Source organism: Rathayibacter sp. VKM Ac-2857 (assembly GCF_013205025.1).
In the GTDB taxonomy this organism is placed as follows: Bacteria; Actinomycetota; Actinomycetes; order Actinomycetales; family Microbacteriaceae; genus Rathayibacter.
The window spans coordinates 814,251-831,695 of record NZ_JABMLE010000001.1 but is presented as its reverse complement, the minus strand read 5'-3'; the positions used below and the strand labels follow the sequence as shown (position 1 = coordinate 831,695).

Below are 17,445 nucleotides of genomic sequence, written 5' to 3'. Positions count from 1 at the left end.
CGCTCAGCGGGCCGCCGCGTCCGGGTCGCGCCAGTTCTCGACGGTCTGCAGGATCCAGAAGGCGGTGAAGAGGGCGAGGGCGACCGCCTCGACGATCAGCAGCCACTGCTCGCCGAGGAGCGCCGAGGCCCGGCCGGTCAGCAGGAGGACGATCGCGGCGGCGTCGACCGCGGCCAGGAGGACGGCGAGCGCCGAGTAGGCGAGCGAGTAGGCGCGGAGCGAGCCCGGTCCGCGGACGCCCTGCGAGCGCACGGCGTGAGCGTGGATTCCGGCGACGGCCGCGATGAGCAGGAAGAAGAGCGCGGCGGCGGCGTAGTGGCCGAGGTCGGCGAAGGCAGGGTAGTGGAGAACACGGCGAGGCCCGCGAGAAGCACCGCGGTACCGCCGGCGCGCAGCCAGGCGTCTCGGTCGAGCGCACGGTCGACGGCGAGAAATTTCAGGCCCCAGTCAGTGAGGATTCACCTCCGGTGCTATTCGGGCGGCCACCGCGAAAGCGGAAACCGCGCGTAGAGCTCTTCGGCAGTTGGTCAGACCCTAGTCTCGGCAAGTCGCTTGATGTTGCTGTCGTTCCCGAGTTTGTCGGGCGTCCCAGGGAAGCTCCTTAGGGCGGTCATCAGGTTGCGATCGATGGTGCTGGTCAGCTTCGGCTCGAGAATGTCGAGGAGCTCGGCCCACTGTGCTTGACCAACCCGCCCGCTCATCAGCGAGCTGTAAACCGGGTTTAGGAATAGCCGTAGCGCGACACCAGCGTCGGTCGAAGAGAAGCGCCCTAACATCTTCTTGTAGGACACCGCTGCTGCTGCGCTAATTCCGTAACCGTTTCCGAGGAAGCAATCGACGACGACGCCAATATAGCGCTCCCGAATAGCCGCAGGGACGTCGCCTCTCTCGCCAGCGAGGTCTAGCACCCTGCGGGCGGGCGTCGCCTCATTATAAAAGTTGTCGAAACCGTGGTGCGCGCTATTAAGGAGGTCGAGTGCGTCGCTCATGTCGATCGCCCTAACTTCAGTTGTTAGGTATGCGGTGCCGTTCACCAGGTCTATCAGTTCGCGTGCTGCTGTTGCGAGGTCGGTCTCCGCGCTCGCGCTCGCCCGGCCGTGACGGAGCCCGAAGCTCCTGCGCGCTGCGTCCCCAATGAACGGCCATAAGCGCGGCCAAAGAAGCCGCACATTGTCTGCGACTATTGGTGTGCGATCCGGCGAGGTGTAGAGGCCGAATATACCATTAGCGAGGGTGTCCACACGGTCGGGGGGCAATTGATCGAAGAAAGCTGCGGCGGTATCCACCGAGGCCTGATCGAGAAGATCCCGCTTCATGTTTGCTAGTAGTCGGCCAGTGTGTGCGGTGACAGTATCGGTCGGTGTGTTGATAACCTCGCGGACGCAAAGCTGAAGGAAAGTAACTAGTTCGAGACCGGTCAGTTCGTTCTGATTAGGGTGCGCGGCACTAGCGTGGTTGCGCATGAAACGGATGTGATCCAACCGCGCGAAACCAACGTCGCTAATGAGACCGATCTCGCGTGAAGCTCTCAGCAGGCGTGCATCGTCGACGGACGGTAGGTCGTCCTCTCCTTTCAAGGATCTGCGAAGATCTGAATTCGTTCCTGCTGCGATGTCGAAAAAGTACGCCAGGTCAAATCCGGCGACGCGCGACCTCAACGCCGAAACGAGCTCATCCCAAAGGTAGTTGAGCGCAGCATCGAAGAGGCCGACAGTTGCGGCGGCTACCATCTTCGAGACGTAGTGTGACTCTGCACGAATTCCGGCATCTAGCTCGGACAGGACTGTGCTGACGTTACCAACCATTGCGACACGCTCCGAAACCGGCACGAACAGCTGCTCAGTAGGTAACCCGAACTCCTCAAGCATGTTGCGCACGCCTGACTCAAACCGCACGAGTTCGGCACCTGGCGTCGCGCTCGGAACGACGGCATCGCTCGCCTCCGGCTCAAGATCACTCATGAGTCCACGGTAGCGCGGCGGGCGCGTAAGTGCGATTGCCGAACTTTGGGCGGTCGTACGCCGAGATTGCTGTTGTCCTGCTCTTCCTCCGCGTGTGTCCGTTCCGGTCAGATCCTGGCAAACTCAGTGGCATGGTGGGTATGGGAGAGCACGATGAGCTTGAGAATCGGTACATGCCGAAGTTCGAGGCACTGCTGAGCCAGAGCGGCGTCATCGTCGGATACCGCCGCGATCGGGCCGGTATTGACACCGGACTCCACCTGTTCGCACGAGGTGAGAAGAGCACGAAGAAGGGTGATGACCAGCCGTTTTGGCATGCGCTGGCCGGCCGCGTCTGGTTCCAGCTCAAAGGCGTCCACGCAGCGACGCTGTCGGCGGACGCCGTCGACAACTCCGACCATGTTGCGGTCTCCGTGGGCGTCGAGCACCTAAAGTTCTGGTTCGCCGCACCCGAGCCGGTCTACCTCGTCGTATACGTCGAGTCGATCGACACATTCATCGGCATCGACGTCCGCGAGTTGGTCGAGCGAGAGTGGCAGCAGACGTTCTACGCGTCCATGCGCCACCGCACCGGTGACGTTACTGTGCATGTTCCGACTACCGCGATCATGAATCTCGCCCGAATTACGGCGCTAGTGAACCACCAGAGCATGCGTATCGACGGCCCAGCATTCCGGGGCCGTCCGCTCGGGCACCGAATCGACCCTCTCAGATCCGTGCTCGCGCACCCCCCGACCGAGGTATGGGGCGAGATAGTGACTCGGATCCTGAGAGCCCATGACTTCCGCGAGGCTTCACGGGATCAGGTCGGTGAGCTGACGGTCATCCGCGGCACCCTCGCACAGATGTTGCTGTGGCAGTCACCGGCGTTTGCAGAGTACGGGTATCGGTACAGTCCCGATGAGGTTCGCGACGAGCCTGCTCCCGAACAGGCGTTCGGTGACGTCTACGTCGTGCTCGATTCCGCCCAGGATCGAGGTGCCTTCGATGAGGAGGAGGCGCAGGCTGTGTCAGATATGGTCATGGCAGCCGTCGCCGACAACGTGACGGTCCTCGTGTTCTTCCGTGGCTTCGATCTAAGCAGTAGCGGCGGACTCTGGCGCAGTGCGATGCGGGCCTTGGCGATGGACGGATGCCATCCGGGCTCGCACCAGCTTGGCCTTGAGGCGTTGAGTTACCTGGTGCTCACTGCGACGCTCGTCTACGTCGAACTCGCGCCGGATCTCGACTGGGACCATGCAAACTACCTGGGCTGAGTTCGAGCGCGCGGGGCGGCGGCCAGGCTCTGCGGCTACGCCCTAGCCGAGCCTCAGCGGGACGGAGGCATGGACGGGGTAGCGGGTTGAGCGTTGCCATTATTATGCGAGCGAAAGGTTTGCCATGAGGTCCGTGATGCTGCGGTGGGCGGCCAAAGAAGCGTTCAGGCGCTTGCTTGCTTGGGCGATGAGTCCAGTTGTGTGCCGCTCGGCGACGATGTGGTTAGCGTATCCGGCGGCGGCGGATAGGTAGAAGAGATCGTTGAGGTCGTTGTCTTGCCATTTTGTGCGGGGATTGAGGTGCTTATCCATGAACATCGAGCAAAATATCCCGACCGCAGGGGTTTCGATCACCTTTTTGTTCCAGATGCTCCGCAACCACTTGTCGAATGCGACGGTACTGACGTTGGTATGCGCCGCGGCTTTGGCCATTTCACGGCTCAAGTCCTCGAGTGCGAAGGCGTAAGCGAGCTGCCGCTTCTGAGTCTTCGGTCGATGGTCGGCAGCGAGGGCATCAGTGGTTCGTTGTTGCTTGGCGCGCCATCCGTGCGACGCCTCGCGGTGAATCGGGGCCGTGCTGAGCAAGAGATCGAAGTAGACGATGGTGGAAAGCGCTGACTGGAACGCGAACTCCAAATCGGCAGGTAGGCCGCGCTGGGCGGAGTCATCTGCCCACACCGTGGAGTGCGCTTCGGCATCGTGAATCACCCATGGTTCGAGGGTGAACACCGGTGCAGAGGACGAGGGTTCTGCTCCGGCGTGTATGGCGATGCCTCGCTGTAGTTCCTCCGCCCAAATGGCAAGAGGGTCACGCATCTGCCACCCCCTGCTGAGTCGGAGCATGGTGAGCGCGAGCTGGTAGCGGGAGTCATCGTCCACCCATTGGCTGGTCTCGCTGTGATGCGCCGCGGAGATCGGCAGAATAATCTTTCCGGCCTCGACGAGTGCAATGAGCTCGAGCGCCGCCTTGCGCTCTACCTCGGGAACTCGACCCGGTGCCCTCGACATCTTTGCCAGCGTCGACCAGTGGTTCTGATCCAAGTAGACGATAGGTCGACCATCCACGGGTGCCAAGTTGTGACGGCTAGGCATGATGCCAAGCAGGTGATCGCCGCGATTCGTCTCGAAACCGATGTGGCGGTCGTGCCACAAATAGACGACTCGGACGATCGCTCGTTCCGGATCGTCGTTGGGCGGGGCGGCTGCTGTAAACATCCGGCCATCCTTCACCCGGATCAAGAAGCGACGCTCGTCGATGTCCCAGATCACGGAGTCGATCTCGCGTCGAAGCCCGACCCGCGGTGTCGTGCCCGTCAGCTTGTCAAAAAATTCTTCCATCGCCATCATCCGTTTTTTGCCGTCGTCTCGATGCGTCCGAGCGTCGGAGCGTCCGGACTGAACTCTTCCCATGTCCGTATCCACTGCGGAACTGACGTCGAGACGTACCGGAGACGCGCCACCATTCCGGCTGCGCGAGCCACTCGGGCCGCGTGCCTAATTTGCGTCACCAGTCTGAGCGGTAGGTTCCGTTGCAAGGCGAAGGATCTGGCTCAGGTGATGCTCCACCTCGGGCGTTCCTTCGGGGACGCCGTCGTCGTAGTCGGAGGTCGTGGCGACCACGTGTGGATACTGGACTGCAGCGGCGCGGACGATGGCTTCGGTCGGAAACCAAGGCGGCAGTTCACGGTAGGAACGTGCAGCCTGCCGCGACCCATCGGCCCTGCTCTCACGTTCTAGCCAGGGGGCGCATGTGAGCACGACGTCATCCAGACGCGCGGGGGCGGCGTCCAGCGCATTCGAGAGCCCAGCCTTCACCACCTCAGCTGACATCCAATGCGACCACGGCGTGAAAACTGTCGCCCCATGCACATAGTTCCCGACCCATGCGTCCTCGACGGACCAGTCTTGGGTGGCGAACTCCTCGAGAAGACTCTCGCGGGCAAGGTCGGCCAGGTCGCCACGTTCGGCGGCGCTCATTTCTCGCCAGACCTCCACCAATAGCGCCGCTGCAACCACCAACGGCCGACGCGCACGGTCCTCCCCGATGAGTGCCGCCACTTCTTCGTCGGTGGCGTTCCGCGCGACCGACGCCGCCAGGCTGGCAACTGAACCCAACGCAAACGCGTAGGTGGAAAGCACTTGCGGTATCAGCGTCACTTCGTCGGCTGCCACAACGAGCTCGGCGTGCAGGTCGGGGTCGTATGCTTTTGTCTTCACTCGGGCCCACGGCCGGGCCCGCTCCAGGAGGGCGTTGTGAGCCGCCATCGCCTCAGCGAGAGCAGCACGAGCTTCGTCCGCCTCGCTGACGACCGGTTCCGGCACAGCCGGAGGCGGCGGCGGGTTCTCTCCGCGAAGCGATGAGGCGAGGCCGCTGACCGCGGCACGCACTTCGGCAGCAGCGTCGCTCAGCCGGTCAGTGTCTTCGTACGGCGGTTCCCAAGGCCAGGTTGAGGCAGCAGCAAGGAGTTCATCGGCAGTATGTGCCACCCAGTCGCACCACGGAACTGATCGCACCGACGTGTGACGGGCGGTCGCGATCTTCGCCAGGACGTCTTCGTACATCGGCTCTAACACCGCCCGCACCTCATCTAACGCCGCGAGCACAGCTCGCTCGTGCTGCTGCCGCTCCATGTTCGACGGCTCGACGTACACACGATTACCCTCGTCGTCGTACGCGGGCATCATCGCGTTCGCCTCGGCGCGCGTTCTCCGCCAGGCCGCCGCAGCAGCTGCCGGCCCAGGCCGGGTGCTCACAGCTCTGAGTGCGTACAACTCTGCAGCCGCGACGACCGACGTCAGCACCGGCGCCGCGATCGTCGGAGAGTCAAATGAGACCGCCAACACCTCAGCCGCCTCGTCTTCGTTGATCGGCCAACCATAACGACGGTCGAAGTACTCCTGAATCTGGCCAATCCGCCACTCCTGAAGCAACTCTGGTGAGAACCGCGCCTCGTGCTCATCGATCTCGTACGAGTGCGGGATGCACATCAAGAGCAGGTTCTCGACCGACCGGTTTTCTTCCAATGACATCCCCGGCTTCCAGCGCGGCCCGCCCGGCTGCCGCGCATGAATGTGCGAGACCCGACTGTTCAGCACCGGTCGCGCAACGCCCGATTCTTGCCGGTACAGCCATTCCGGGCACTCCGGCTGTGCACAGGTGAACGCATGTGAGTACAGCTCACGAACTGTCGCCGACGTTGGCTTCGCGTGAGCGACTTCCTCTGGATCAGGCACACTCCATCCTGGCCCGTAGCCGAGCGCAAACGCCAACCTTCGCTATGCGCCGAGGTCTGCTTGAACGCTTCCATAGGACGGTGGAGCTCTACGGGGACCCGGATGTGAAGGACTACTGCCGCAGCATGGGAAAGATCGAGATCGGCGCCCTCTCCAGCTGGACCCATCGCAACCCGGATCGGGCTGACGAGACCACGCTGATCGTGGAGTGCCTGATCCGCTTCGGGGTCGTGCCGTCCTCGTACTCGACGTTCGACTACGCGAACGACGTCTCGAATGACGACTACCCCTTCGCCGAAGAGGACGCGGGCCGGGCGGCGCTGGAGGGCTGCCGCCTCGATCCGCTCGGCGGCGGCACCTGAGACGGATTCGTACGAGGCCTCCTCCCGTCGTCGTGTCGGAACGGCGGACGGGTGGAGGACCGCTCAGCGGGCCGCCGCGTCCGGGTCGCGCCAGTTCTCGACGGTCTGCAGGATCCAGAAGGCGGTGAAGAGGGCGAGAGCGACCGCCTCGACGATCAGCAGCCACTGCTCGCCGAGGAGCGCCGAGGCCCGGCCGGTCAGCAGGAGGACGATCGCGGCGGCGTCGACCGCGGCCAGGAGGACGGCGAGCGCCGAGTAGGCGAGCGAGTAGGCGCGGAGCGAGCCCGGTCCGCGGACGCCCTGAGAGCGCACGGCGTGGGCGTGGATGCCGGCCACGGCGGCGATGAGCAGGAAGAAGAGCGCGGCGGCGGCGTAGTGGCCGAGGTCGGCGAAGGCCGGGGTGGTGGCGAGCACGGCGAGGCCCGCGAGCAGTACGGCAACACCGCCGGCGCGCAGCCAGGCGCCGCGATCGAGCGCGCGGTCGACGGCGAGGAAGGCGAGCGAGGCGACCAGGGCGGCCGCGGCGACGACGAGGTAGGCGAGCATCCCGACGGCGATCGCGTCCTCCGTGCCGGGGGCGACGCAACGGGCGACACCCGCGGGGCAGCCGGTGCCCGTCAGTAGCTCCAGCTCGTCGGAGGGGATCGGCGCGGGCACCAGGGCGATGACGGGAGCGGTGAAGCCGGCGATCACGAGCAGCGTGCGGCGGAGGCTGCGCCCGGCGAGGACCACGAGGCCGACCGCGACGGCGAACAGCGCGCCGACGAAGATCGAGCGCACCGGCGTGTAGTAGGCGGCGCTGATCGAGCGCAGCGGGCCGAGCGCGACGAGGTGCCACGTCACTCCGACGCCGAGGAACAGCACGGCGGCCACCAGTGACACCCGGACGTAGCGGTAGGTCCGCAGCGACGAGACGGTGCTGTCGGCCCGCAGCGCGTCGGGGGAGTGCACGGGGTTACTCCGCGCGCAGGCCTGAGGAGGCGAGGGCGAAGTCGACGTCGATGCGGATCGCGACGCGGAGCGGGTTCTCGCGGGGCGTCCGGTAGCGCTGCGAGTACAGCTCGACGGCGTGCGCGACGGCCTCGGGGTCCTCCTCGATCGAGGCGGGGCCGCCGAGGCTGAGCCAGCGGATGCCGTCGACCTGGCTGACGGTCGCGGTGCCGCCGCGGCGGATGTTGAGCACCTTCTGGCTCTCGCGCGAGGTGATGACGCGGACGACGCCGTCCTCGTAGGTGAAGCCGACGGCGACGACGTGCAGCCGCCCCTGCTGCCACGGGGTCGACAGGGTGGCCAGGTGCCGCTGGGTCACGAACTCGAGGCCGTCCGCGCTGAGGATGCTCATCCCGCGAGCGTAGCCGGGCCTGCTGACCCTCCCCGCGAGATGCCACTTGTGCACGCGACACGCCGTGAAAGGCGTGCACAAGTGGCATCTCGCGGGACGCGCAAGGGGCGTCAGGCGCGGAGGAGGAGGGCCTCGCCCTGGCCGCCGCCGCCGCAGAGGGCGGCGACGCCGAGGCCGCCTCCGCGGCGGCGGAGGGCGAGGGCGAGGTGCAGGGCGAGGCGGGCGCCCGAGGCGCCGACGGGGTGGCCGAGGGCGATGGCGCCGCCGTCGAGGTTGACCGACTCGGGCGGCACGCCGAGGTCGTCGGCGGACTGCAGGACGACCGAGGCGAAGGCCTCGTTGATCTCGATCAGGTCGAGGTCGGCGACGGTGCCGCCGCGGCGGGCGAGGGCGCGGAGGATCGCGGCGGACGGCTGGGAGTGCAGCGAGTTGTCGGGACCGGCGACCTGGCCGTGCTCGGCGATCTCGGCGAGCCAGGGCAGTCCGCGCGAGAGGGCCCAGCCCTTGCTCGCGACGACCAGGGCGGCGGCGCCGTCGGTGATCGGGGAGGAGCTGCCCGCGGTGATCGTCCCGTCGGGGCTGAAGGCGGGGCGCAGGCCGGCGAGGATCTCGACGGTGGTCTCGGGGCGGATGCCGTCGTCCTCGGACACGAGGAGGTCCGGGCCGCGGCGCTGCGGGACCTGGACGGGCACGATCTCCTCGGCGAGCACTCCGGAGTCGCGGGCCGCGGCCGCGCGCTGGTGCGAGAGCGCGGCGTAGGCGTCCTGGCGCTCGCGGCGGATCCCGCGCTCGGCGTTGCCGTCGTCGGTGACGCGGCCCATCATCCGGTCGTCGAAGGGGTCGAGGAGGCCGTCGTGCAGGAGTGCGTCCTCGAGGGGCCGCGCGCCGACGCCTAGACCGGAGCGGGCGCCGAGCAGGAGGTGCGGGGTGTTCGTCATCGACTCCTGGCCGCCGGCGACCACGACCGACGCCTCGCCGGTGCGGATCAGGCGGGCGGCGTCGATCACGGCGGTGAGGCCGGAGAGGCAGAGCTTGTTGATCGTGGTGGCGGGGACGTCCCAGCCGAGGCCGGCGCGGATCGCGGTCTGGCGGGCGGGGCCCTGGCCGGCGCCGGCCTGGATGACCTGGCCGAGGATCACGGCGTCGATGTCGGAGGGGTGCGCGCCGGAGCGCTCGAGGGCTGCGCGGACGGCGGCGGCGCCGAGCTCCACCGCCGAGAGCGGGGCGAAGGCGCCCTGGAAGCGGGCGAAGGGGGTGCGGGCGCCGCCGAGGATGACGGGGGTGGTGTCGTCGGTGGTCATGGCGGGACTCCTTCGTCGGCGGGTCGATCTCGATACGCCCGCTGCGCGGGCTGCTCGATCAGCATGCAGTGTGCGGGGTGCTCGATCAGCATGCAGGGTGCGCGGTGCTCGATCAGGAGGTGATGCGCGATGTTCTCCGACCGCGTGATGGGGTGGATCTCGATACGCCCGCTGCGCGGGCTACTCGATCAGCATGCAGCAGCATCCTGTGGCGGGTCGGCCTGGCAGAGACGTCTGCACTCTTGCTGGTCGAGTAGCACCGCAGGGGTGTATCGAGATCCGCCGTCACCAGGAGGGCGGGGCTGCAGACTCGTCCTTCAGACGCGGGTGGATCTCGATACGCGCGCCGCGCGGGCTACTCGATCAGCATGGGGTGCGGGCCGCTCGTCGCGGGTCAGGGGACGAGCAGGATCTTGCCGCGGGGGTGGCCGTCCTCGCTGAGGCGGTGGGCGTCGGCGACGTCGTCGAGGCCGAAGCGCGGGCCGAGCTCGAGCGAGAAGCGGCCGGCGGCGGCGAGCTGCGCGGCGCGGGGGATGCCCTCGCGGCGCAGCGCCTTCTCCTCGTCGGTCAGCGGGACGGGGCTGCCGCCCATCCAGGCGCGGATGCCCAGCTCGGCGGCGCGCGCGCCGACGACGACGGTGCCGACGTGCTGCGGGTCGCTGACCAGGGCGAGGGAGGCGGCGAGCGCCTCGTCGGTGCCCGCGGCGTCGAGCACGCGGTCGATTCCGTCGGGGGCCGCGGCGCGCAGACGGTCCTTCAGGCCGGGTCCGTAGGCGACGGGCTCGGCGCCGAGCTCGCGCAGCCGCTCGTGGTTGGCCGGGCTCGCCGTCGCGATCACCCGCGCGCCCCGCTCCACCGCGAACTGCACCGCGGCCTGGCCGACCGCTCCTGCCCCCGCGTGCACGAGGAAGACGGAGCCCTCCGCGACGCCGAGCGAGACGACCGCCTGGTAGGCCGTGCTGATCGGCACGCCGAGCGCCGCGGCCTCCTCGAAGCCGAGGCCCGCGGGCTTGCGGTCGAGGCTCTCGGGCGCGACGACGACGGACTCGCCGTAGGTCCCGCTCGCGCTGCTCACGATCACCTCCTCGCCGACGCTCCAGCCCGAGACGCCCGCGCCGACGGCGGTGATCACGCCGGCGCCGTCCGAGCCCAGGCGGCGGGGGAAGGGCGGCCCGGGGCGGATGCCGGAGCGCATCTTCCACTCGATCGGGTTCACGCCGGCCGCGCGGATCGCGACGACGACACCGCCCTCGGGGGCCTCGGGCTCGGGCGCCTCGACGACCTCGAGCACCTCGGGGCCGCCGTTCTCCGCGTACTGCACGAATCGCGTCATGTCGTTCTCCTTCATCAGGCGGGGTCGAGCGGTGACCGGGAAGAGGGCGTGCCGCCCGGCTCAGCCCAGCAGCGTCTCGCGCACCTCGCGGCGCAGCACCTTGCCGATCAGCGAGGTCGGCAGGGCGTCGACCGTCACCACCCGCTTCGGCACCTTGTAGGCCGTCAGGTGCAGCCGGCAGAAGTCGCGCAGCGCCTCGGCCTCGACGACCGTCCCGGCGCGCAGCACGACCGCCGCGGCGACGCTCTCGCCGCCCTCCGCGCGGGGCAGTCCGACGACCGCGGCGCGCACCACGTCCGGGTGCGACTCGAGCACGCCCTCCACCTCGGAGGGCGAGACGTTGAAGCCGCCCGTGATGATCAGCTCCTTCGCCCGGTCGACGATCGTGACGAAGCCGTCGGCCGAGACGGTGGCGATGTCGCCGGTGCGGAGCCACCCGTCGGGCAGCAGCGTCGCCGCGGTGTCCTCGGGGCGCTTCCAGTAGCCCTGGAACACCTGCGGGCCCTGGAGCAGCAGCTCGCCGGACTCGCCGGGGCCGCGGTCGACGGTGGGGTCGGCCGGGTCGACCAGGCGGATCCGCGTGCTCGGGAACGGCACGCCGACGGTGCCGGGCCGACGGCTCGGACCGACCGGGTTGCCCAGCGCGACGGGCGAGCTCTCGGTCATCCCGTAGCCCTCGACGAGGAGTCCGCGGCTCGCCCGCTCCCAGCGGTCGACGGTCGCGACGGGCAGGCTCATCGCTCCCGAGATCGCGAAGCGGATGCCCCGCAGGCCGAGCTCGCCGCGCTCGGAGGCGCGGGCCAGCGCGTCGTAGACCGGCGGCACGGCGGGCAGGAAGGTGGGCGGCGACTTCTTGGCGGCGGCCTTCACCAGGCCGACGTCGAAGGTGGGGAAGAGCACGACCTTGGCGCCGATGCTGATCGCGAAGGTGAGGCAGAGCGTGAGCCCGTAGGCGTGGAAGAGGGGGAGGACCGCGTAGAAGGTCTCGTCGCCCTCGCGGAGCCCGGGCACCCAGGCCTGGCCCTGCAGCGCGTTCGCGCGCAGGTTGGCGTGCGAGAGGATCGCGCCCTTCGGCGTGCCGGTGGTGCCGCTCGTGTACTGGAGCAGCGCGGTGTCGGTGAGTGCCGGGCGCGGGTGCGAGCGGGCGATCCGGCGGCCGCCGAGGAGGCGGTCGAAGGGGATCAGCGAGCGGGTGCGCGGCGTCGTGGTCAGCTTGGCGCGCGCCTCCCGGGCCTTGGCCAGCGGGAGCCTCAGGGCGAGGCGCTTGCCGAGCGGGAAGGACGCGGTGAGGTCGACCGAGACGACGCGCTCGACGCCGAGGTCGGCGGGCAGCGAGGCGATCACGTCGGCCGTCTTGTTCCAGACCACCGCGACGCGGGCGCCGTGGTCCTCGAACTGCCGGCGAAGCTCGCGCGGCGTGTAGAGCGGGTTGTGCTCGACGACGATCGCGCCCAGGCGCAGCACCGCGTAGAACGCGATGACGTGCTCGGGGCAGTTCGGCAGCACCAGGGCGACGCGGTCGCCGGCGCGCACGCCCAGGCGGCGCAGCGCCTCCGCGGCCCGGGCGACCTTCTCGCCGAGCTCGGCGTAGCTCGTCTCGGCGCCGAAGAACTCGAGCGCGACGCCGCGCTTGTAGCGGGCCACCGAGTCCTCGAGCAGATCGACGAGGGTCTGCGTGGGCGGATCGATCTCGGCCGGGACGCCCTCCGCGTAGGAGGTCAGCCAGGGCTTCATCGCCAGGTTCGAGGTTCCGGAGGTCACGGAGCGAGTATCCGGCACCCGCCTCCGGGGATCCTCCGAGCGCATCGAGGGGGGTGACGCGGGGCCGCCGCGCCGAGGAGACTGGCGGGATGACTGCAGCCATCGACCTCCTCCGCGACGCCTTCGACCGGGTGCACGGGACCGTGCACGCCGTCCTCGAGGACAGCACCCCCGAGCGGCTCGGCTTCCGCGCCGACGCGCAGGCCAACTCCGCCGCCTGGCTCGTCTGGCACCTGACCCGGGTGCAGGACGACCACCTCGCGCCGCTCGCCGGCCGCGAGCAGATCTGGATCTCCGGCGGCTTCCACGAGCGCTCCGGCCTGCCGTTCCCGGCCGAGACGAACGGCTACGGGATGGAGCCCTCCGAGGTCGCGGCGCTCGCCGCGGTGCCGGCCGAGCTGCTCGCCGAGTACTACGACGCCGTGCACGAGCAGACGCTCGCCTACCTCGAGACCCTCGAGGACGCCGACCTCGCCCGCGTGGTCGACGAGGACTGGGACCCGCCGGTGACCCTCGCGGTCCGGCTCGTCTCGGTGATCGACGACGACACCCAGCACGCGGGGCAGGCCGCGTTCTCGGCCGGCCTCGCGGAGCGCGCCGGACTCTGAGCCGGTCCGGCCGCCCCTACGGTGGGACGGTGCGGTGGGGGATCAGGGCCGGAGGGGTCGGGGCTCGAGGTCTCGGGGCGGAGTCGGTCCCGGCGAGCGCCGTCCTCGTCGTCGCCACGCTGCTGACCCTCCTCGGCTCCTGGATCCCCTCCTACTGGAACGACGAGGCCGCGACCCTCCGCCTCGCCCGGCTGCCGCTGCCCGAGCTGCTCGCCTTCGCGCAGCAGAAGGACGCCGTGCACGTCGTCTACGCGCTGCTGATGCACGGCTGGATCGCGGTGGCGGGGGAGTCGGAGCTCGCCGTGCGCGCGCCGTCCGCCCTCGCAGCGGGGGCCGGCGCGGCGGGCGTGCTGGTACTGCTGCGCTCGCTCGGCCGGCCCCGGGCCGCACTGCTCGCGGCGACCGTCTTCGTGCTGCTGCCGCGCACGTCGTTCAACGGGACGGAGGCGCGCTCCTCCGCGCTGGCCACCGCGCTCGTCGTCTGGGCGGCGGTGCTGGTGGTCCGCGCGGCGCGGGACGGCGGGGTGCTGCGCTGGGTCGGATTCGTCGCGGTCGCGGGGCTCGCGAACGCGGTCTTCCTCTACTGCGTGCTCGCGCTGCCGGCCGTCGTGCTGCTCGCGGCGACCGTCGGGCCCCGGCGAGGCCGCGCCTTCGGTGCCGGCGTGCTCGGTGCCGTGCTGTCGGTCGGGGTCGCGAGCCCGGTGATCCTCACCGCGGCGGGCCAGAGCGGGCAGATCGGCTGGCTCCGGTCGCAGCCGGTCAACGCCTACACGGTGGTCGTCGAGTCGTTCTTCGGCTCGGCGTGGTGGCTGGCGGCGCTCGCCGTGGGGCTGCTGGCCGTCGCGGCGGTCCGGAGGCGGGCGGGGCGGTCGAGCGCGAGCGAGGCGCGGGCGGTCTCCCCGGTCGTCCTCGTACTCGCCGTCTGGCTGCTCCTGCCCGCCGCGGTGCTGCTCCTGGGCACCGCGCTGATCGAGCCGATGTTCACCCCGCGCTACCTGAGCCTCAGCTCGCCGGCGCTGGCGATGGCGCTCGGGCTGGCTCTCGCCTCCTGGCGGCCGGTGACGGCGGGCGTCCTCGTCGCCGCGCTCGCGGTCGCGACCCTGCCCGCGCTCGTGCTGATGCGGACCGAGACCGGGAAGCCGGCCGGTCAGGATCTCCGCGCCCTCGCGCAGACCGTCCGCGACGGCGCGCTCCCGGGCGACGCGTTCCTGCTCGGAGACAGCGGGACGGTCTCGCTGCGGCCGCGGATCGCCCTCGCCGCCTACCCCTCTGCGTTCGACGGACTCGACGACGTCGCCCTCGTCCGCTCGTACGCCACGACGGGCACCTACTCCGACGTCCTGCTCGAGGACGACGCGCTGCGGGCCGCCCTCGCGGACGAGCAGCGCGTCTGGGCCGCCGCGCCCGCCGCCGACCCCGGCGCCTTCGACTGGCTCGCCGCGGAGGGCTTCGAGGCCGACCGGAGCGCGACCGTGCCGACCTCGACGATCACGCTCTGGCAGCGGCCTTGACGCGCGGCCACTCCGCCCCGAGCCGTTACCCTGGACCCCGGCACCGTCGCTGAGCGGCGGGGCTCGCGGTGCGAAGACCGCGCCACCGGAAGGACCTGCTCACGTGACGCTGCCCACCACCCCCGCCACCTCCGGCGAGACCGGCCTCAAGCGGAAGGGGCGCGACGTCGCCCCCGAGATCGCCCGCTCCTGGCTGCTGGTCAACGCGACCCGCACCGACACCTTCGACGCCGCGCACGCCTCGCGCGCCGACCAGGTCGTCCTCGACATCGAGGACGCGGTCGATCCGAAGGCCAAGCCCGAGGCACGCGCCGACGTCGCCGCCTGGCTGAGCGGCGAGAAGCGCGCGTGGGTGCGCATCAACGACCACTCCACCCCGTTCTGGTCGGACGACGTCGACGCGCTGAAGGGGCTGCCCGGACTGGCCGGCGTCATGCTCGCCAAGACCGAGGCCGGCGAGCACGTCACCGAGACCTTCGACCGCCTGGGCGGTGCGACCCCGGTGCTCGCCCTGGTCGAGTCGGCCCTCGGCATCGAGGAGGCGGTCTCGATCGCCCGCGCCCGCGGCACCTTCCGCCTCGCCTTCGGCAGCGGCGACTACCGCCGCGACACCGGCACCAGCGCCGACGACCTGGCGATGGCCTACCCGCGCTCGCGCCTCGTCGTCGCCTCGCGGATCGGCGACCTGCCCGGCCCGATCGACGGCCCGACCGTCTCGAACAGCCACCCGGTGCTCCGCGAGCAGTCGGCCCTCACCGTGTCGCTCGGCCTCACCGGCAAGCTCTGCCTCGACACCGAGCAGCTCGCCGTCATCAACGAGGTCATCAGCCCGACCCCGTCCGACGTGGCGTGGGCGCGCGACTTCCTCGACGACTTCGAGGCCCGCGGCCGGGTCATCCGCGACGGCAGCGACCTGCCGCGCCTGGGCCGGGCCAAGAAGATCGACAAGCTCGCGACCGCGTTCGGCGTGAATCCGCTCTGACCCCTCCGGCACGCGAAGGGGCACACTGGGGATCGACGAGGAGGCCGGCATGGGTGCAGTCAGCACGTTCCTGTGGTTCGACGACCAGGCGAGGGAGGCGGCCGAGTTCTACACCGAGCTCGTGCCGAACTCGCGGATCCTGAGCACCGAGGTGCTGCCCGAGGGCTCGCCCTCGCCGGGCACCGTGACGGTCGTGAGCTTCGAGCTCGACGGGCAGCTCTTCCAGGCGATGAACGGCGGCCCCGGCTTCCCGTTCTCCGAGGCGGTCTCGATCTCGGTCTCGGTCGAGTCGCAGGCCGAGGTCGACCGGCTCTGGGACGCGCTGATCGCCGACGGCGGCGAGGAGAGCCGGTGCGGCTGGCTCCGCGACCGCTGGGGTCTGTCCTGGCAGATCGTGCCGACGGCCCTCGGCGCGGTGCTCGGCGGCGCCGATGCGGAGGGTGCGGCGCGCGCCCTGCAGGCGATGCTCGGCATGACCAAGCTCGACGTCGCCGCCCTCGAAGCCGCCTATGCCGGGGAGTGAGCGGGGGCGCTTCCGGCGCTCCTCCGCCTCGCTCCGCGCGGCCTATCTGCGCGACTACCGCTACGCCTACGGCTCGCGCTTCACACATCTGCGCGAGGGCTGGGACGTCTCGCGCTACGCCTCGGGCGAGGGCGCTCCGGTCCTGCTGATCCCCGGGATCTACGAGACCTGGCAGTTCCTGCGGCCGATCGCCGACCGGCTGCACGCGGCCGGGCACCCGATCCACGTGCTGCCCGCACTCGGCTACAACACCCGGCCGATCGTCGCGTCGGCCGCGCTCGGGCAGGAGTACCTGCGTGAGCAGGACCTGCGCGGGGTGGTCGTCGTCGCGCACAGCAAGGGCGGCCTGATCGGCAAGCACATGATGGTCGTCGACGACCGCGACGAGGGCCGGATCGACCGGATGATCGCCGTCTCGACGCCGTTCAACGGCTCACCGCTCGCTCGCATCGCGCCGGCCCGGGCGCTGCGCGAGTTCGGCCCGCACCGGCCCGTGATCCGGACACTGCTCGCCGAGCGCGACGCCGACCGCCGCATCGTCTCGATCTACGGGATGCGCGACCAGTACATCCCGGGCGGCAGCAGGCTCGCCGGGGCGCGCGAGAACATCGCGGTGTCGGTGGTGGGGCACTTCGTGCTGCTGTCGCACCCGCGGGTGCTGGCGCTCATCGCGGCGCGGGTGGATCCGGCGGACGACGCTCCGGAGACGACCGTCGTCGCTCCGGAGTGACGGCCGACCGGATCAGGACCAGGGCGTGAGCAGCACCAGCGGGATCTGCCGGTCGGTCTTGGTCTGGTACTCGGCGTAGTCGGGCCAGGCCGCGACCGCGCGCTCCCACCAGGCGGCGCGCTCGTCGCCCTCGAGGACGCTGGCCGTGTAGTCCTTCTTCACCGGGCCGTCCTGCAGCTCGACGTGCGGCTCCTTGACCATGTTCAGGTACCAGACCGGGTGCTCGGGCGCGCCGCCCTTCGAGGCGACGACGACGTAGGAGCCGTCGTGCTCGACGCGCATCAGCGCGGTCTTGCGCAGCTTGCCGCTGCGGGCGCCGACCGTGGTCAGGACGATGATCGGCTTGCCGCGGAGGAGGTTGCCCTCCGCGCCGCCGGTGGCCTCGTAGAGCTCCGCCTGCTCGCGGGCCCAAACGGACGTGCTCGGTTCGTATTCTCCGGTGAGAGGCATGAGTCGATCGTATTGCCCGCAGAACATCAGCTGAGGAGGTCCTTCATCGACGATCGGCGATGAGCTCCGCTCTCAGCTGACGTTGTGCGGG

The 17,445-nt window shown here is 69.7% G+C and carries 17 protein-coding genes; 7 read left to right on the top strand and 10 right to left on the bottom strand.

Annotated features, from left to right (window positions below; genetic code table 11):
* Nucleotides 1–3: 3 nt before the first annotated feature.
* On the bottom strand, nucleotides 4–252 hold the full coding sequence (locus HQQ86_RS03720) for a hypothetical protein (RefSeq protein ID WP_173286564.1): 249 nt from the start codon (nucleotides 250–252) through the stop codon (nucleotides 4–6).
* A 275-nt stretch (nucleotides 253–527) separates the two neighbouring features.
* The gene (locus HQQ86_RS03715) at nucleotides 528–1,961 is read right to left on the bottom strand and encodes a hypothetical protein (RefSeq protein WP_173286562.1); all 1,434 of its coding nucleotides are present in this window, start codon (nucleotides 1,959–1,961) and stop codon (nucleotides 528–530) included.
* 173 nt (nucleotides 1,962–2,134) lie between these two features.
* Between HQQ86_RS03715 and HQQ86_RS03710 the strand changes: the two genes are divergently transcribed.
* Nucleotides 2,135–3,217 (top strand): DUF4365 domain-containing protein, encoded by a 1,083-nt coding sequence (locus HQQ86_RS03710; RefSeq protein WP_173286560.1) that lies wholly within the window; start codon nucleotides 2,135–2,137, stop codon nucleotides 3,215–3,217.
* Between the two features lie 102 nt (nucleotides 3,218–3,319).
* Here HQQ86_RS03710 and HQQ86_RS03705 read toward each other — a convergent pair whose 3' ends face one another.
* Together HQQ86_RS03705 and HQQ86_RS03700 are read right to left on the bottom strand one after the other, a co-directional pair.
* Entirely contained in the window at nucleotides 3,320–4,627 is a 1,308-nt protein-coding gene (locus HQQ86_RS03705) for a hypothetical protein (RefSeq protein WP_173286558.1), read from the bottom strand.
* An 84-nt stretch (nucleotides 4,628–4,711) separates the two neighbouring features.
* Nucleotides 4,712–6,451 (bottom strand): hypothetical protein, encoded by a 1,740-nt coding sequence (locus tag HQQ86_RS03700; protein ID WP_173286556.1) that lies wholly within the window; start codon nucleotides 6,449–6,451, stop codon nucleotides 4,712–4,714.
* 80 nt (nucleotides 6,452–6,531) lie between these two features.
* Between HQQ86_RS03700 and HQQ86_RS03695 the strand changes: the two genes are divergently transcribed.
* Complete coding sequence (locus tag HQQ86_RS03695) at nucleotides 6,532–6,813, top strand: hypothetical protein (protein ID WP_173286554.1); 282 nt, start codon at nucleotides 6,532–6,534, stop codon at nucleotides 6,811–6,813.
* Between the two features lie 63 nt (nucleotides 6,814–6,876).
* Here HQQ86_RS03695 and HQQ86_RS03690 read toward each other — a convergent pair whose 3' ends face one another.
* From HQQ86_RS03690 to HQQ86_RS03670, 5 genes are all read right to left on the bottom strand, one after another.
* Nucleotides 6,877–7,764 carry a hypothetical protein gene (locus HQQ86_RS03690; RefSeq protein WP_173286552.1) on the bottom strand — a complete coding sequence of 296 codons (888 nt, stop codon included), beginning with the start codon at nucleotides 7,762–7,764 and terminating at the stop codon, nucleotides 6,877–6,879.
* A 4-nt stretch (nucleotides 7,765–7,768) separates the two neighbouring features.
* Complete coding sequence (locus HQQ86_RS03685) at nucleotides 7,769–8,155, bottom strand: pyridoxamine 5'-phosphate oxidase family protein (protein WP_173286550.1); 387 nt, start codon at nucleotides 8,153–8,155, stop codon at nucleotides 7,769–7,771.
* A gap of 110 nt (nucleotides 8,156–8,265) precedes the next feature.
* Entirely contained in the window at nucleotides 8,266–9,456 is a 1,191-nt protein-coding gene (locus HQQ86_RS03680) for an acetyl-CoA C-acetyltransferase (RefSeq protein WP_173286548.1), read from the bottom strand.
* A 394-nt stretch (nucleotides 9,457–9,850) separates the two neighbouring features.
* Nucleotides 9,851–10,789: an NADP-dependent oxidoreductase gene (locus HQQ86_RS03675; RefSeq protein ID WP_173286546.1), complete on the bottom strand. Its 939-nt coding sequence runs from the start codon at nucleotides 10,787–10,789 to the stop codon at nucleotides 9,851–9,853.
* A 60-nt stretch (nucleotides 10,790–10,849) separates the two neighbouring features.
* Complete coding sequence (locus HQQ86_RS03670) at nucleotides 10,850–12,550, bottom strand: long-chain-fatty-acid--CoA ligase (RefSeq protein ID WP_367948540.1); 1,701 nt, start codon at nucleotides 12,548–12,550, stop codon at nucleotides 10,850–10,852.
* Nucleotides 12,551–12,639: 89 nt separating this feature from the next.
* Here HQQ86_RS03670 and HQQ86_RS03665 point away from each other — a divergent pair, with 89 nt between their 5' ends.
* From HQQ86_RS03665 to HQQ86_RS03645, 5 genes are all read left to right on the top strand, one after another.
* Nucleotides 12,640–13,158, top strand: coding sequence for a DUF664 domain-containing protein (locus HQQ86_RS03665; RefSeq protein ID WP_173286542.1), 519 nt, complete (start codon nucleotides 12,640–12,642; stop codon nucleotides 13,156–13,158).
* 29 nt (nucleotides 13,159–13,187) lie between these two features.
* The gene (locus HQQ86_RS03660; RefSeq protein ID WP_173286540.1) at nucleotides 13,188–14,669 is read left to right on the top strand and encodes a glycosyltransferase family 39 protein; all 1,482 of its coding nucleotides are present in this window, start codon (nucleotides 13,188–13,190) and stop codon (nucleotides 14,667–14,669) included.
* Between the two features lie 103 nt (nucleotides 14,670–14,772).
* Nucleotides 14,773–15,651, top strand: a complete 879-nt coding sequence (locus tag HQQ86_RS03655) for a CoA ester lyase (RefSeq protein WP_208543743.1) — start codon at nucleotides 14,773–14,775, stop codon at nucleotides 15,649–15,651.
* A 49-nt stretch (nucleotides 15,652–15,700) separates the two neighbouring features.
* Nucleotides 15,701–16,174: a VOC family protein gene (locus tag HQQ86_RS03650; RefSeq protein WP_173286538.1), complete on the top strand. Its 474-nt coding sequence runs from the start codon at nucleotides 15,701–15,703 to the stop codon at nucleotides 16,172–16,174.
* A complete protein-coding gene (locus tag HQQ86_RS03645; RefSeq protein WP_173286536.1) occupies nucleotides 16,161–16,904 on the top strand; it encodes a triacylglycerol lipase in 744 nt (247 codons plus the stop codon). Before HQQ86_RS03650 ends, HQQ86_RS03645 begins: the two co-directional genes overlap by 14 nt.
* Nucleotides 16,905–16,916: 12 nt before the next feature.
* Here HQQ86_RS03645 and HQQ86_RS03640 read toward each other — a convergent pair whose 3' ends face one another.
* On the bottom strand, nucleotides 16,917–17,354 hold the full coding sequence (locus HQQ86_RS03640) for a nitroreductase family deazaflavin-dependent oxidoreductase (protein ID WP_173286534.1): 438 nt from the start codon (nucleotides 17,352–17,354) through the stop codon (nucleotides 16,917–16,919).
* Nucleotides 17,355–17,445 lie beyond the last annotated feature (91 nt).

Bases quoted from the DNA above. Each gene is read 5' to 3' on its own strand.
- HQQ86_RS03685 (WP_173286550.1), bottom strand. From the start codon at position 8,155: ATGAGCATCCTCAGCGCGGACGGCCTCGAGTTCGTGACCCAGCGGCAC.
- HQQ86_RS03680 (WP_173286548.1), bottom strand. From the start codon at position 9,456: ATGACCACCGACGACACCACCCCCGTCATCCTCGGCGGCGCCCGCACC.
- HQQ86_RS03650 (WP_173286538.1), top strand. From the start codon at position 15,701: ATGGGTGCAGTCAGCACGTTCCTGTGGTTCGACGACCAGGCGAGGGAG.
- HQQ86_RS03640 (WP_173286534.1), bottom strand. From the start codon at position 17,354: ATGCCTCTCACCGGAGAATACGAACCGAGCACGTCCGTTTGGGCCCGC.
- HQQ86_RS03705 (WP_173286558.1), bottom strand. From the start codon at position 4,627: ATGGGAAGAGTTCAGTCCGGACGCTCCGACGCTCGGACGCATCGAGAC.
- HQQ86_RS03715 (WP_173286562.1), bottom strand. From the start codon at position 1,961: ATGAGTGATCTTGAGCCGGAGGCGAGCGATGCCGTCGTTCCGAGCGCG.
- HQQ86_RS03675 (WP_173286546.1), bottom strand. From the start codon at position 10,789: ATGACGCGATTCGTGCAGTACGCGGAGAACGGCGGCCCCGAGGTGCTC.
- HQQ86_RS03710 (WP_173286560.1), top strand. From the start codon at position 2,135: ATGCCGAAGTTCGAGGCACTGCTGAGCCAGAGCGGCGTCATCGTCGGA.
- HQQ86_RS03645 (WP_173286536.1), top strand. From the start codon at position 16,161: ATGCCGGGGAGTGAGCGGGGGCGCTTCCGGCGCTCCTCCGCCTCGCTC.
- HQQ86_RS03665 (WP_173286542.1), top strand. From the start codon at position 12,640: ATGACTGCAGCCATCGACCTCCTCCGCGACGCCTTCGACCGGGTGCAC.